This window comes from Bradyrhizobium sp. HKCCYLRH1030 (assembly GCF_051168395.1).
GTDB lineage: Bacteria > Pseudomonadota > Alphaproteobacteria > Rhizobiales > Xanthobacteraceae > Bradyrhizobium.
Genome location: NZ_JBNPUY010000012.1, coordinates 109,787 through 123,820 on the forward strand (window position 1 = coordinate 109,787; position 14,034 = coordinate 123,820).

13 protein-coding genes are annotated in these 14,034 nt (G+C 67.0%); all 13 read left to right on the forward strand.

The window, feature by feature from the left end:
- Nucleotides 1–2 precede the first annotated feature (2 nt).
- Nucleotides 3–848, forward strand: coding sequence for a phosphoenolpyruvate hydrolase family protein (locus tag ACQR1E_RS29090; protein ID WP_434872249.1), 846 nt, complete (start codon nt 3–5; stop codon nt 846–848).
- Nucleotides 849–924: 76 nt separating this feature from the next.
- On the forward strand, nt 925–3,822 hold the full coding sequence (locus ACQR1E_RS29095; RefSeq protein ID WP_434897886.1) for a flotillin domain-containing protein: 2,898 nt from the start codon (nt 925–927) through the stop codon (nt 3,820–3,822).
- Nucleotides 3,823–3,828: 6 nt separating this feature from the next.
- The gene (locus ACQR1E_RS29100) at nt 3,829–4,266 is read left to right on the forward strand and encodes an SRPBCC family protein (RefSeq protein ID WP_315717441.1); all 438 of its coding nucleotides are present in this window, start codon (nt 3,829–3,831) and stop codon (nt 4,264–4,266) included.
- A gap of 4 nt (nt 4,267–4,270) precedes the next feature.
- Nucleotides 4,271–4,714 (forward strand): SRPBCC family protein, encoded by a 444-nt coding sequence (locus ACQR1E_RS29105; RefSeq protein WP_434897887.1) that lies wholly within the window; start codon nt 4,271–4,273, stop codon nt 4,712–4,714.
- A 15-nt stretch (nt 4,715–4,729) separates the two neighbouring features.
- Nucleotides 4,730–5,551, forward strand: coding sequence for an FAD binding domain-containing protein (locus tag ACQR1E_RS29110; RefSeq protein ID WP_316170915.1), 822 nt, complete (start codon nt 4,730–4,732; stop codon nt 5,549–5,551).
- A 3-nt stretch (nt 5,552–5,554) separates the two neighbouring features.
- A complete protein-coding gene (locus ACQR1E_RS29115; RefSeq protein ID WP_315717444.1) occupies nt 5,555–6,034 on the forward strand; it encodes a (2Fe-2S)-binding protein in 480 nt (159 codons plus the stop codon).
- A 12-nt stretch (nt 6,035–6,046) separates the two neighbouring features.
- Nucleotides 6,047–7,621 carry a xanthine dehydrogenase family protein molybdopterin-binding subunit gene (locus ACQR1E_RS29120; RefSeq protein WP_434897888.1) on the forward strand — a complete coding sequence of 525 codons (1,575 nt, stop codon included), beginning with the start codon at nt 6,047–6,049 and terminating at the stop codon, nt 7,619–7,621.
- A 1-nt stretch (nt 7,622) separates the two neighbouring features.
- Nucleotides 7,623–8,645 carry a xanthine dehydrogenase family protein molybdopterin-binding subunit gene (locus tag ACQR1E_RS29125; protein WP_434863402.1) on the forward strand — a complete coding sequence of 341 codons (1,023 nt, stop codon included), beginning with the start codon at nt 7,623–7,625 and terminating at the stop codon, nt 8,643–8,645.
- 6 nt (nt 8,646–8,651) lie between these two features.
- Nucleotides 8,652–9,533: an AAA family ATPase gene (locus ACQR1E_RS29130; protein ID WP_315717447.1), complete on the forward strand. Its 882-nt coding sequence runs from the start codon at nt 8,652–8,654 to the stop codon at nt 9,531–9,533.
- Complete coding sequence (locus ACQR1E_RS29135) at nt 9,530–10,648, forward strand: VWA domain-containing protein (RefSeq protein WP_315717448.1); 1,119 nt, start codon at nt 9,530–9,532, stop codon at nt 10,646–10,648. The genes ACQR1E_RS29130 and ACQR1E_RS29135 overlap by 4 nt, the downstream gene beginning before the upstream one ends.
- On the forward strand, nt 10,645–11,532 hold the full coding sequence (locus tag ACQR1E_RS29140; RefSeq protein ID WP_315827794.1) for an amidohydrolase family protein: 888 nt from the start codon (nt 10,645–10,647) through the stop codon (nt 11,530–11,532). Before ACQR1E_RS29135 ends, ACQR1E_RS29140 begins: the two co-directional genes overlap by 4 nt.
- Before the next feature lie 39 nt (nt 11,533–11,571).
- Nucleotides 11,572–12,420 carry an MBL fold metallo-hydrolase gene (locus ACQR1E_RS29145; RefSeq protein WP_315717450.1) on the forward strand — a complete coding sequence of 283 codons (849 nt, stop codon included), beginning with the start codon at nt 11,572–11,574 and terminating at the stop codon, nt 12,418–12,420.
- Nucleotides 12,421–12,438: 18 nt separating this feature from the next.
- Nucleotides 12,439–14,034, forward strand: coding sequence for an isochorismatase family protein (locus tag ACQR1E_RS29150; RefSeq protein ID WP_434863401.1), 1,596 nt, complete (start codon nt 12,439–12,441; stop codon nt 14,032–14,034).

Consider the following 14,034-nt stretch of genomic DNA (forward strand, 5'->3'; position numbering starts at 1 on the left):
TCATGCCGAGATATGAGCGCGCACCGCTGCTGAAGAAGTTTCGCGACATGGTGCGCCGTGGCGTGCCGATCATCGGCGGCGGCGCCGGCACCGGCCTGTCGGCCAAATGCGAGGAGGCCGGCGGCATCGACCTGATCGTGATCTACAATTCCGGCCGTTATCGCATGGCCGGCCGCGGCTCGCTCGCCGGACTGATGGCCTATGGCGACGCCAATGCCATCGTGGTCGAGATGGCCAGCGAGGTGCTGCCGGTGGTGAAGTCGACCCCGGTGCTCGCGGGCGTCAACGGCACCGACCCGTTCCGCGACATGGATGTGTTCCTCGATGAGCTGAAGGCGCTCGGCTTCTCCGGTGTGCAGAACTTCCCGACCGTCGGCCTGATCGACGGCACTTTCCGCGCCAATCTCGAGGAGACGGGCATTTCCTACGCGCTGGAGATCGACATGATCGGGCGCGCGCATGACAAGGACCTGCTGACGACGCCTTACGTCTTCAATGAAGCCCAGGCCGCGGGCATGGCGATCGCGGGTGCGGACGTCATCGTCTGCCATCTCGGTCTGACAACCGGCGGCTCGATCGGCGCGCAGACCGCGCCCAAGCTCGAAGACTGTCCCGGCCTGATCGACAGCTGGGCCTCGGCCGCGCTCAGTGTCAACCCCGAGATTCTAGTTCTGGCGCATGGCGGCCCGATCGCGGAGCCTTCCGACGCCGACTTCATCATGAAGCACACCAAGAACTGCCATGGCTTCTACGGCGCCTCCTCGATGGAGCGGCTGCCGGTGGAGCGCGCACTGACGGAGCAGGTACGACATTTCAAGGCAATCAGCGCGCGGCCACGCCGCGTCTGAGGCGACAACACGAGATCCGGCAGCAGCGGCGCTGAGGCGCCGCATTCGCCGGACGAGAGACTGAGGGAGAAATGAGATGTCCGGGGCTCTGATCGGTGAGCTGATTCTTTGGCTGATCATTGCGATCATCGTCATCGTGGTCGCGGTCTACATCGTCAACTGGCTGTATCACCGCTCCTCGAAGGAGGTGTCCTTCGTCCGCACGGGCTTCCTCGGGGAGCGCGTCGTGATCAATGGCGGCGCCTTCGTGCTGCCCTTCATTCACGACTATACGCCGGTGAACATGAACGTGCTGCCGATGGGTATCACGCGCGCGCGGCAGGACGCCGTCATCACGCGCGACCGCATGCGGGTCGACGTCGAGGCCGACTTCTACGTTCGTGTCCAGCCGACGCGCGAGGCGGTGTCGATCGCGGCGGCGACGCTCGGCCGTCGCACCCTCGAGCCGGAGCGGCTGCATGCGCTGCTGTCCGGCAAGTTCATCTCGGCCATGCGCTCGGTTGCCGCTGAAATGACCATGGAGCAGATGCACGAGCAGCGCGGTGACTACGTGTCCCGTCTCAAGGCGGCCGCGGCCGAGGCGCTGGCCCAGAACGGCCTGGAGCTGGAATCGGTGGCGATCACCGATTTGGACCAGACAGATCTCGAATTTTTCAACCCCTCGAACCGGTTCGATGCCGAGGGCCTGACGCGGCTGATGGAGGACATCGAGAGCAAGCGCAAGCTGCGCAACGACATCGAGCAGGACTCGATGATCAAGATTCGCACCCGCAACCTCGAAGCTGAGCGCGAGGCGCTCGATATCGAGCGCGAGAGCGAGACGGCGCGGCTGGAGCAGGAGCGCGACATCGAGATGCGCCGCGCCCTGCAGCGGACGGAGGTGGCGCGCGAGCGGGCGCTGCGCGAGACCGAGGCCGAGCAGGCACAGATCATGGCGCGCGAGGCGATCGAGAAGGCGCGGATCGCGAACGAACTGACGATTGCCGAGGCCCGAATCGCTGCCGAGCGCGACACGCGGCAGCGCGAGATCGAGCGGACGCGTGCCGTCGAAGAGAGGGAGCTGCTGGCGCGCGAGGACATCGAGAAGGCGCGGATCGCCAACCAGCGCGCGATCGACGCCGCGCGCATCGAATCTGAGCGCGAGGTGCGCCAACGCGATATCGAGCGGACCCGCACCATCGAGGAAGCCGAGATCGCCGCGCGCGAGGCGGTGGAGAAGGCCAGGATTCAGCAGGACCGCGTCGTCTCCGATGCGCGCATCGCCAATGACGAGGAGACACGCCGCCGCGAGATCGAACGCACCCGCGCGATCGAGCAGGCGGAGATCGCCGCGCGCGAGGCGACAGAGAAGGCGCGCATCGCGCAGACCATGATCGTCAATCTGGAGCGCATCAGCTCCGACGAGCGCACCCGCGCCACCGAGATTGCCCAAGTGCGCAACATCCAGGAGGCTGAGATCGAGGCGCAGAAAGCGGTCGAGGCCGCCCGGATCGCGCGCGAGCAGGCATTGTCTGCGGAACGGATCGCCGCCGAGCACGCCACGCGCAGGCTGGAGATCGAGCGCAACCAGGGCATCGAGATCGCCGGCATCGCCGCGCGCGAGGCGACGGAGGCCAGCCGTATCGCGCAGGAGGAGCGGGTGCGTGCGCTGGAGATCGCGCGCGTCAGGACCATCGAGGAGGCCGACATCGCCTCGCGCGAGGCGATCGAAGCGGCCCGCATCGCCCAGGAGCTGGCTGTAACAGCCAAGCGGATCCAGTCGGAGAAGGAGACGCGCAGCCTGGAGATCGAGCGCACGGAGGCCGTCGAGGCCGCCGATCTCAAGCGTCGGGAGGCGGTCGAGCGGCGTCGCATCGAAGTCGAGCTGGCGCTGGAGGCCGAGCGCATTGCCTCGTCGCGGACGCGCGAGGTGCTCAACATCGACCAGAAGAAGGCGATCGAGCTCGCCGACGAAACCCGCGTCATCGAGCTCGCCGCCAAGCGAGCCGAGCGCATCGATGCGGATCGCCAGGTCAAGGAAGCCGAGATCGTCGCGCGCAGGCAGGTCGAGACCGCCGATGTCTCGCGCGAGCAGGCGCTGGAGGCCGTCCGGTTGGAGCGTCGCCGGGCGATCGAGCAGCTCGAGGTCGCGCGCGTCCAGTCGCTGCAGGAGGCCGAGATCGCGGCCCGTGAGGAGGTCGAACGCGCCCGCATCGCCTCGGATCGTGGTCTCGACGAGGCCCGCATCGGCCGCGAGCGCGAGCTGCGCAAGCTCGAAGTGAACCGCGAGAAGGACGTCGAGACGGCGCTGATGGAGAAGGCCATCGCGCTGTATCAAAAATCGCTGGAGGAATCCGCGGCCAAGGTCGCGGCCGAAGAGGCGCGCTCGCGTGCAACGGAAGCGGCGGAGAAAGTCGTCACGGCGCGCGAGAGCGAGATTGCCCGCCGCCGTAAGACGGTCGAGGTGCTGCTGGCCGAGAAGCAGGCCGAGGAGACGCGGATCGCCGCAGAGGCCGAGCGGGTTCGTGCCGCGGTCGAAGCGGAGGCGCAGAAGCTGCTCAACGAGGCCGAGAACGTCCTGACCGACCAGGCACGCTACTCGCTGTTCCGGCGCAAGCTGCTCGACCGCATCGAGGGCATCGTGCGCGAGAGCGTCAAGCCGATGGAGAAGATCGAGGGCATCCGCATCCTGCAGGTCGACGGCTTGAACGGAAATGGCGGCAACGGCAATGGCGGCCGCAGCGCGACCGACGAGGTGATCGATTCCGCGCTGCGCTACCGCGTCCAGGCGCCGCTGATCGACTCGATCCTCTCCGATATCGGCGTCGAGGGCGGCAGCCTTGCCAAGATGCCGGGCCTGATCCGCGAGGCCCGGGACATGCAGGGCATCCGGAAAGAAACCTCAGCGCGCAAGGAGACAGGCGGCGGCGCCGGATCGGGCGAGGGCAGCCCGTCCGAGCCGCCGACCGATCGCGGTCCGCGCAAGAAGGGTTGATGCGAGATGGCGAGGGTTTACGTCTCCACCGTCGTGAGTGCCCGCAACGATCGGGTGTGGGCGCGCGTCCGCGACTTCAACGGCCTGCCGAACTGGCATCCGGCGATCGCCGAAAGCCGGATCGAGGGCGGCGAGCCCGCCGACAAGATCGGCTGCGTCAGGGATTTCCGGCTTCGCAACGGCGACCGCATTCGCGAGAAGCTGCTCGGCCTGTCGGACTACGACATGTTCTGCACCTACTCGATCCTGGAATCGCCGATGGGCGTATCGAACTACGTCGCGACCCTCAGGCTGACACCGGTCACGGACGGCGACAAGACGTTTCTGGAGTGGACCGCCGAGTTCGACTGCGCGCCGGAGCGCGAGGCTGATCTGGTGGCTTCGATCGGCGGCGGCGTGTTCCAGGGCGGCTTCGATGCGCTCAAGCGCGCGTTCGGGGGCTGACGCCGTGCCGCACGTGGTCAAGAGCACCATCATCGATGCGCCGACCGAGGCCGTGTGGGAGGTGCTGCGCGACTTCAACGGTCATGATCGCTGGCACCCGGCGGTGGCGACCTCTGCGATCGAGCGTTCGCAGACGTCCGACAAGATCGGCTGTGTCAGGCGCTTTCGTCTGAAGGACGGCTCCGAGCTGCGCGAGCAGTTGCTGGCGCTGTCCGATCTCGAGCAGAGCCTCAGCTACTGTCTGCTCGATACGCCGGTCCAGCTGTTCAACTACGTCGCCCATGTCCGGCTGCTGCCGGTCACCGATGGTGATCGCACCTTCTGGCACTGGGAGAGCCGCTTCACGACGCGGCCCGAGCTGGCCGAGGCGCTGTCGCGCATGGTGGCAGAAGACATCTACCAGGCCGGCTTTGAGGCGATCCGATCGCATCTGAAGCAGGCGGCATGAGGACGAGGTGAACCGATGCCGGTCACGGTGAAGACGTTTCAGGCCGCGAGCGAAGCAGCGTCTGCGCTGTCGTCGGACCGCGCCGCGCGCTACCTGGGCGGCGGCACGCTGGTCATGCGCGATCTCAACGAGGGCGACGTCTCGATTGCGACGGTCATCCGCGCCACCGACCGGACCTTGCAGGGCATCGATGCGGCAGGCGCACGCATCAGGATCGGCGCCGGCGTCACCTTCGCCCGCGTGCTGGCCGAACGCGATCTCGCCTTCCTGCATCCGGCGGCGCGCTCGATCGGCGGCCCGGCGGTGCGCAACATGGGGACCGTCGGTGGCAATCTGTTCGCGCCGGCGCCGTTCGGCGACTTCACGGTGGCGCTGCTGGCGCTCGACGGCATCGTCTCGCTGCAGGGCGGCTTCGGCGTCAGGGACATGCCGATCGAGGAGTTCCTGCAATCGCGCGACCGCCAGGCCGGTGCGCTGGTGGTCGGCGTGTCGTGCATCCGTCCTGCGTCGGCGGATGCGTTCCGCTATCGCAAGATCGCCCGCATCAAGCCGAAGGGCGGATCGGTGATCACGCTTGCGGCGCATCTTCCACAGAGTGGCGGCCGCGTGACCGGCGCGCGGATCGCGCTGGGATCGATGGCCCCGACCGCCATCCGCGCCAAGGCGGCCGAGCGCGCGCTCGAAGGGCGGCCGTTCGACGCCGGCGCGATCAGTGCCGCCGCTGCTGCGGCAGCCGAGGGAACGGCACCCACCGACAATTCGCTTGCCAGCGCGTGGTATCGCCGCGAAGTGGTCGGCGTCCATCTGCGGCGGCTGTTGTCGGGACAGGAGAGCTAGAGCATGGCTAAGACCCCACTTCAGTTCCGGCACAATGGTCGCGATGTCGCGCTGTTCGTTGACGGCGGCACCAATCTGCTGGTCGTGCTGCGCGAGATGATCGGCGACCTCACGCCGAAATTCGGTTGCGGCCAGGGCGGCTGCGGCGCCTGCACGGTCCTCATCGATGGCGACGCGCACCTGTCTTGTCTGACGCTCGCCGAAGCCGTCGAGGGCCGCGCGGTCGAGACCCTCGACGGCATCAAGAGCGGTCCGAATTTGCATCCGCTGCAGCGCGCCTTCGCCGAGGGTTTTGCCGCGCAATGCGGCTATTGCACGCCGGGCATGCTGATGGCGGCGAAGGCGCTGCTCGACAAGATCCCGCAGCCAAGCCGCGAGCAGGTGGTAGAGGCGATTTCGGGCAACATCTGCCGGTGTACCGGCTACGAGCCGATCATCAATGCGGTGCTGGCGGCGGCCGCGTCGCTGCGCGCGAGTGCGTGAGGAGAGATCGCCATGCTGGAACTGCGCAAGGACATCTTCGCCGACGAGCGCGACGACAATCTCAACGAGGTCGGCAAGGGCACCCAACGCCAGGACATGCTCGGCCATGTCACGGGGACCTCGACCTATTTCAACGATCACAAGCTGCAGGGCATGCTGCATCTGAAGGTCGTCAGATCCACGCAGCCGCATGCGCGGCTGCGCCGCATCGAGACCAGCGAGGCCGAACGGAGCGAGGGCGTGCGGCGGATCATCCGCGGCAGCGACGTGCCGCGCAATCTCAACACGCTGCTCAGCCTGATCAATTTTGGCAAGGACGATGAGCCGACGCTTGCCGTCGACAAGGTCCGCTACAAGGGGGAGCCGATCGTTGCCGTGGTCGCGGATACGCCGCGCGCGGCGTACGAGGCGGCCGCCAAGGTGCGCGTGGACTACGAGACGTTGCCGGCGGTGTTCGACGTCGAGGAGGCGCTGAAGCCGGGCGCGCCTGTTGTCAACGAGACCTATCCGAAGAATACGTTCACCTATCACGACCGCTACGACCACCAGAAGTTGCGCTTTGGCGACGTCGAGCGCGGCTTTGCCGGCGCCGATCACGTGCTGGAGCAGCGCTACCAGATGTCGCCGATCGAGCACGCGCCGGTCGAGACCAACGGCTCGATCGCCGCGCCCGACACCAACGGCCGCTACGTGGTCTATACCTCGACCCAGGCGCTGTTCTTCTCGCTCGACACCTGCGCCAAGATCCTCGATCTGCCGTCGAACACATTCCACTTCATCGGCGGCACGGTCGGTGGCGGCTTCGGCGGCAAGGTCGACACGCTGACCGAGCCGCTCGCCATTCTCGCTGCGATGTTGACGGGGCGCCCGGTGCGCTATGTGCTCGGGCGAGAGGAGGAGATGCAGTTCGGGCCGCCCCGCGGCGCCGAGTGCATCTACATCAAGGACGGGGTCATGCGCGACGGCCGCATCGTGGCGCGCCAGATCCGCGGCTATTTCGACTCTGGTGCTTATACGCGGCTGTCGAGCTACGCGGTGGTCAAATGTGCCGCGCACCTGCCGGGGCCCTACACGATCCCGAACGTCCATGGCGACATCTACTGCATCTTCACCAACCGCACGCCGGCCACCGCAATGCGCGGCTTCGGCATCACCGGCATGGACTTCGCGCTCGAATGCCAGATGGACAAGCTCGCGCATCTGATCGGCATGGACCCGATGGAGTTTCGTATCCTCAACGCCTATCGCGACGGCGACATGAAGGCGCATCGCCGCGAGGCCAAGAACACCGCGCTGATCGAATGCGTCCAGGTCGCGGCGGAGAAAGCGAAATGGCCGATCCGCGAGGAGTTCCGCCGGATGTCGTCGCGCAGGGATGGCGGTGGCGCGCGGGCCGCGGTGCCGTCGACGCCGCGCGAGCCCTCACAGCCGCGCTCGGCGCCGGCGCAGCAACGCACCAGCTACGATCGTGGTCTCTCGGCGCCGCCACAGCCCGAGCCGCCACCACCTCCGCCAACGAGCCCGGCGCCTTCGCCGGGGCACGGCGCGACGCGGTTCTCGTCGGTGTTCGGCACGAGGAGGCGCTGAGATGACGAGGCACCGCGGCCGCGGCATGGCGGCGATCAACTATCCCATCGGCATGAATCTCGGCGGCGATCCGAGCCAGGCGCTGGTGCATTCCAATCCCAGCGGCAAGTTCACGGTGGCGCTGTCGTCGATCGATCTCGGCCAGGGCATGAAGTCGGTGACGCGGCAGATCTGCGCCGAGACGCTCGGCGTGCCGGTCGAGGACGTCTATGTCGACACCGCCGATTCCGACACCGGCCCGCATTGCATGGGCTCGTTCGCTTCGCGCGGCACGCATCGCGTCGGCAATGCCGTGATGGCGGCGGCCAAGGAGGCGCGTGGCGTCATGATGGAGGCCGCGGCCGAGGAGCTCGAGGTCAACGCCAGCGATCTCGAGACCGATGGTCGCGGCAACATTCACGTCAAGGGCGCGCCGCAGCGCTCGATCTCGGTGAAGGACGTCGCCATCGCCGCGCAGTTCCGCCAGGGCAAGACCATCTCCGGCCGTGGCATCTTCCTGGTGCCGCTGTCGGAGGTGGATCCCGAGACTGGCGAAATGTCCCCGGCGACCTGCTACGCGCATGCCTGTCTCGTCGCCGAGGTCGAGGTCGATGACGAGACCGGCGAGGTCGGCGTGGTCAGGATGGACAGCGCCTATGAGCTGGGACGCGCGCTCAATCCCCGCCTCGTCGAGCAGCAGCTGGTCGGCGGCGCCTGGATGGGCATGAGCCACGCGCTCTACGAGACGACGGAGCCGTACTACCCGGACCCGAAGCAAGGACCGCGCGACTTCGTGGAATACCTGATGCCGGGACCTGGCGACATCTGTCCGCACGACATCGCCGTGCTGGAGCGGCCGGCGCCAGACGGACCGTTCGGCGGCAAGGGCCCTGGCGAGATGTGCGCCAATCCCGTGCTTCCTGCCATCGCGAATGCGATTTTCAACGCCGTCGGCGTGCGCCTCGACGAACTGCCGATCACGCCAGAGAAAGTGCTGCGCGCGATCAAGGCCCAGGGCGGCGCCCGGCCGCAGACGCGGCGGTGACGCAGCATGGTGGTCCGCAGCAACATCGTCGGCATCGACTCGCCGCAGGCGCTGGAAAAGGCACTGCGCGCGGCGTACTATCTCGCCGATGACGGGCTCTCCACCGCGGCCTATCTCGCGCTCGCGCTGGGCAAGCCATTGCTCTTGGAAGGCGCGCCCGGCGTCGGAAAAACCGAGGCGGCGAAGGCAATCGCCGCGGTGCTCGGCCGCAAGCTGATCCGCCTGCAATGCTACGAAGGTATCGACGCTGCTGCGGCGCTCTACGAGTGGAACTATCCGCGCCAGATGCTCGCGATCCGCCAAGCCGGCGAGGAGAGCATCGACATCTATGGCGAGAGCTTTCTGATCGAGCGGCCGATGCTGGCCTGCCTGCGCGCGCCCGATGCGACCGTGCTGCTGATCGACGAGATCGATCGGGCCGACCAGGAGTTCGAGGCGTTCCTGCTCGAATTTCTCTCCGATTTCCAGATATCGATCCCCGAGCGCGGCACGGTGCGCGCCGCGGAGCGGCCGATCGTGGTGCTGACCTCGAATCGGACCCGTGACCTGCACGAAGCGCTGCGCCGACGCTGTGTCTATCATTGGATCGACTATCCCGATGCGGAGCGCGAGGCGCGCATCGTGATGATGCGGGCCTCCAGTGTTGCCGAAGCGACCGCGCGGGCCGTGGTGGCTGCAGTGGCGAAGCTGCGGCGCGAGCCGCTGAGCAAGGCGCCCGGGATTGCCGAGGCGGTCGATTGGGCGGAGGCGGCGACGCTGCTCAACCAGACCGGCGCGCGCTGGCCCGATGCGTTCAAGCGCGCGATTGGCGTCGCGCTGAAGGATGAGGAGGATCTGTCCTTCATCGCGCCGCGGCTCGACGCGCTGCTCGCGGAGGCGATGACATGAGCGAGCCCCGCCTGCCGCAGGCGACCGAGATCTTCGTGACATTCGCTGCGCTGTTGCGGCGAAACGGCTTCGCAATTGCGCCGGAGCAGACCACCGCCTTCCTCGCTGCGATCGAACTGCTGGGGCCTGTCAGCATCGAGGATATCCGTCGTGCCGGGACGGCGACCCTCGCGCCGCCTCCGGAGCGGCTCGCGACCTACAATCTGCTGTTCGACGTCCATTTTGGTGTCGCCGAGGCAACGGCCTTCAGCGAGAGCGACAGGCAGGACGATGTCGTGCGTCTCCAGGAGGAAGGGGACGGCGCTGTCGGTCCCGATCTCGCCGAGGAGCAGAACGAGTCAGGTCTGGCTGCGACGCGCGTTGAAGCGCTGGTCGCCCGCCGCTTGGCTGCGACGACGGGCGGCCATGCCCTGCAGCGCCTCGCGCGTCAGGCGCGTGCAAAACTGCCGAAACGGCGTGGCCACCGGCGCATGCGCGCGCGGCGCGGCAGCTTCGTGGACCTGCGCCGGACCCTGCGCGAGAGCATAAGGCGCGACGGTGAGGTGCTGTCGCTGCGGCGGCTGAAGCGGCGACCTCGATTGCGACGATTGCTGCTGCTGATCGACGTCTCCGGCTCGATGAAGGCGCGGACCGAGGATAACATGCGGCTCGCCCACGTGCTGGTGCAGGCCGTACCCCAGGCCGAGGTGTTCACGCTTGGCACACGGCTGACACGCGTGACGCGGCCCTTGCGGCTGAAGCGGCGCGAACAGGCGCTGCTCGCTGCCTCGCATCTCGTCAGCGACTGGGACGGTGGCACGCGCATCGGCGAGGCGCTGCAGGCCTTCCTCGCGGTGCCGCGGTTCTCGACCTACGCGCGGGGCGCCGTCGTGCTGGTCATCTCGGATGGGCTCGAGCGTGGTGACCATCATGTGCTCCGTGACGCCGTGTGGAGGCTGTCGCTGCGCGCCTGGCGCCTGAGCTGGCTGACGCCGCTCGCGACGGGGCCCGGCTTCAAGCCGCAGACCGAGGCGTTGCAGGCGATCGCGCCATTCGTCGACGACATCGCAGCCGGCGGGTCGGACGAGACCATCGTCGCGCATGTTCTGTCGCTGGCACAGAGGAGGGCGGCATGACCGGTTATGTCGATGCGCATCACCACATCTGGCGTCAGGCCGATCTGCCCTGGCTGGTCGGGCCGATGCAGCCGCGGATTTTCGGCCCCTATGAGCCGATCAGGCGCGACTACACGATCGAGGAGTATCTCGACGACATCGCCGGCAGCGGCGTCACGCAATCGGTCTACGTCCAGACCAACTGGGCCAAGGACGGCTTCGAGGACGAAGCCGCCTGGGTGCAGCGAACTTCTGAGCAGCACGGCTTTCCGCACGCGATCGTCGCCTATGCCGATCTGAGCGTCGAAGATGCGCGGCCGCAGTTCAACCGGCTGGCGCGCTATCCCCTGCTGCGCGGGGTCCGGATGCAGCTGCACTGGCATGAGAACCCGCTCTATCGTTTCGCTTCGTCCCCAGACCTTTGCAGAGATACCCATATCCGCGCCAACATCGCGCGGCTCGCCGACTACGGCTGGTCCTTCGACCTGCAGGTCTTCGGGCCGCAGATGGCGGGCGCCGCAGCGCTCGCCGAGAGCTGTCCGTCCGTGACCTTCATCCTCCAGCATGCCGGCATGCTGGAGGATCTGTCCACGCGCGGTCGCGATCGATGGCGAGCCGGCATGCAGCGGCTGGCGAGCTGCAGCAATGTCGTCAGCAAGCTCTCGGGCCTCGGCACCTTCATTCGCCGCAACGATCCGGCGCATGTCGCCGACGTGGTGCGGGAGACGGTCGGAATGTTCGGCCCCGAGCGCTGCCTGTTCGGCTCGAACTTTCCGATCGAGAAGCTCTGGACCGACTACCGCGTACTGGTGGGGGCCTATGAGGCTGCCATCCGGGACCTCGACGAGCATGCGCGCGCGCAGGTCATGGGAGGGACGGCGCAGCGCGTCTATCGGCTGGGATGATACCGCCTGCAACGACAACAAAAGCAACAGGGAACGCTCATGGCGCTGGAAATCAAGGTTCTCGACTATGGTGACATCGAATTGGAATCGAGCTTCCTTGTGCTCGGCCGTGATTGCGGCCGCACCCGCCGGGTGCTGACGCTCGGCTTCCTGATCCTGGGCGGGCCGTATCCGGTCGTGGTCGATACCGGCTACCGCTCCAACCAGATCATGGAGACGCTGGGCATGCGCGGGCTGCAGTACCATGAGAACATGATCGAGAACCAATTGGCGCGGCACGGCGTGCGCATGGGCGATGTCCGCTACGTCTGCCACACCCATCTGCACATCGATCACGCCGGGAAGGACGATCTGTTCCCGATGAACACGACGGTCGTGCTCAACCGCCGCGAGCTCGAATACTCGGTTTCCGGGCTGATGCATCCGCAATATCCGGCGCCCGACATCAAGCATCTGATCGACCGGCTGCACACCAAGAGTGCGCTGCGTTTCCTCGACCTCGAGCTCACCGGCCCGGTCGAGCTGATGCCGGGCGTCTATTGCGACGCTGCGAATGCCCATACCGAAGGCTCGATGAACATCCACGTCCACACTGCCGATGGCATCGCTACCATCTGCGGCGACGTCATCTACGACTTCAACGACCAGATCGTGACGCCGTTCAACGAGATTCAGGATGGCGAGCCGCGCACCACCGGCAATCACGGCACGACAAAACGCGCCGAGAAGGCAGCGATCAAGAAGCTGCTGTCGAGTTCGCGCTATCTGCTGCCGGTGCACGATCGTCCCGCCAAGATCGAAGGCGGTGTGGTGGTGGGACGGCTGCACGACCAAGTGCCGGGGCCGCTGGTGCAGTCGCTGCCGCAGCGGCACTGGTTTCCGGCGTGAGCAGCACAAGGTGCCCCCATGACCCACGTGACGTTGCGCACTGAGTTCGAAACTCTGATCGATCCGTATGCGCCGGTGGCGCAGGTCGCGACCGGCTTCGAGTTCACCGAGGGGCCGATCTGGCATCCCGTCGAGCAGTTCCTGCTGTTCTCCGACATGCCGGCTGATGTCCGCCGCCGCTGGGACGCGAAGCGCGGCGTGGTGGAGATGCGGCGGCCGTCGAACAAGTGCAACGGCATGACCTATGATGCCGAGCTCAATCTGATCGTCTGCGAACACGCGACGTCGTCGCTGGTGCGCGAGCGTCCCGACGGCCGCCGCGAGATCCTGGCATCGCATTTCGAGAACCAGGAGCTGAACAGCCCCAACGACGTGTGCGTCCACTCCAGCGGGGCGATCTACTTCTCCGACCCGTGGTATGGCCGCATGCCGGTCTATGGCGTGGAGCGGCCGCGCCAGCTCGGCTTCCAGGGCGTGTACCGGGTGCCGCCGGGCGGCGGTCCGCCGCGGCTGCTGGTTGACCGCCATCTGTTCGACCAGCCCAACGGGCTGTGCTTTTCCCCGGACGAGAAGCTGCTTTACGTCAACGATACGGTGCAGGCGGTGATCCGCGTGTTCGACGTCGGCGGCGATGGTGCGCTGGCGAACGGGCGCGTCTTTGCCAGCGGCATCCGCTCCGAGCTCGAGCCAGGCGTGCCCGACGGCATGAAATGCGACCAGCGCGGCAATGTCTGGGTCACCGCACCCGGCGGCGTCTGGGTCTATGCGCCTACGGGCGAACTGCTCGGCAAGGTGCGCGTGCCGGAGCTCGTCGCCAATCTCGCCTGGGGCGGTCCCGAGTTTCGCACGCTCTATCTCACCGCGACCCATTCGGTCTATGCGATCGCGACCAAGGTCGGTCCGCGCCACGAGCCGTATATGAGCGCGCGAAGTCGAGGGGCGTCAACGGCAGGTCTGGCGATGTCCAGCGCGACGTCCGCGCCATCGGCGCCGCAGCTGGCATCTGGCGACATGCAGCTCGATCCGCGCCGCTGCGCGATGATCATCCAGGATCTGCAGAACGACGTCATCATGGACGGTGGCGCCTTCGCGGATTCCGGCGCGCCCGGTCATGCCAAGCAGCAGCGCGTGGTCGACAATGTCCGGCGGCTCGCCGAGGTCGCGCGTGCGCGCGGCGTCGTCATCATTCATGTCTGGTTCGTGGTCGAGCCGGGTGCGCCCGGCGTGACCTTGAACGCACCGCTGTTCGAGGGGCTGGTCGACAGCAAGGCGATGGTGCGCGGCAGCTGGGGCGCGGCGCCTGTCGCCGGCCTGGAGCCGCGCAGCGGCGACTTCGTGGTCGAGAAGATGCGCATGAGCGCGTGGGAAGGCACGCGGCTCGAGACGATTCTCAAGGCCACCGGGCGCGACGTCCTCATCAATACCGGCGCCTGGACGAACATGTCGGTGGAGCACACCGCGCGCACCGGGGCCGACAAGGGCTATTTCATCGTGGTGCCGGAGGATTGCTGCTCGACCATGAACGCGGACTGGCACAATGCGTCGATCAACTTCGCCATGCAGAATGTTGCTGTCGTGACCACGGCCGACGCGGTGATCAGGGCGCTGGGGTGA

Coding starts and splice junctions, on each gene's coding strand:
- ACQR1E_RS29090 (WP_434872249.1), top strand. CDS start 3: ATGCCGAGATATGAGCGCGCACCGCTGCTGAAGAAGTTTCGCGACATG.
- ACQR1E_RS29095 (WP_434897886.1), top strand. CDS start 925: ATGTCCGGGGCTCTGATCGGTGAGCTGATTCTTTGGCTGATCATTGCG.
- ACQR1E_RS29100 (WP_315717441.1), top strand. CDS start 3,829: ATGGCGAGGGTTTACGTCTCCACCGTCGTGAGTGCCCGCAACGATCGG.
- ACQR1E_RS29110 (WP_316170915.1), top strand. CDS start 4,730: ATGCCGGTCACGGTGAAGACGTTTCAGGCCGCGAGCGAAGCAGCGTCT.
- ACQR1E_RS29115 (WP_315717444.1), top strand. CDS start 5,555: ATGGCTAAGACCCCACTTCAGTTCCGGCACAATGGTCGCGATGTCGCG.
- ACQR1E_RS29120 (WP_434897888.1), top strand. CDS start 6,047: ATGCTGGAACTGCGCAAGGACATCTTCGCCGACGAGCGCGACGACAAT.
- ACQR1E_RS29125 (WP_434863402.1), top strand. CDS start 7,623: ATGACGAGGCACCGCGGCCGCGGCATGGCGGCGATCAACTATCCCATC.
- ACQR1E_RS29130 (WP_315717447.1), top strand. CDS start 8,652: ATGGTGGTCCGCAGCAACATCGTCGGCATCGACTCGCCGCAGGCGCTG.
- ACQR1E_RS29135 (WP_315717448.1), top strand. CDS start 9,530: ATGAGCGAGCCCCGCCTGCCGCAGGCGACCGAGATCTTCGTGACATTC.
- ACQR1E_RS29140 (WP_315827794.1), top strand. CDS start 10,645: ATGACCGGTTATGTCGATGCGCATCACCACATCTGGCGTCAGGCCGAT.
- ACQR1E_RS29145 (WP_315717450.1), top strand. CDS start 11,572: ATGGCGCTGGAAATCAAGGTTCTCGACTATGGTGACATCGAATTGGAA.
- ACQR1E_RS29150 (WP_434863401.1), top strand. CDS start 12,439: ATGACCCACGTGACGTTGCGCACTGAGTTCGAAACTCTGATCGATCCG.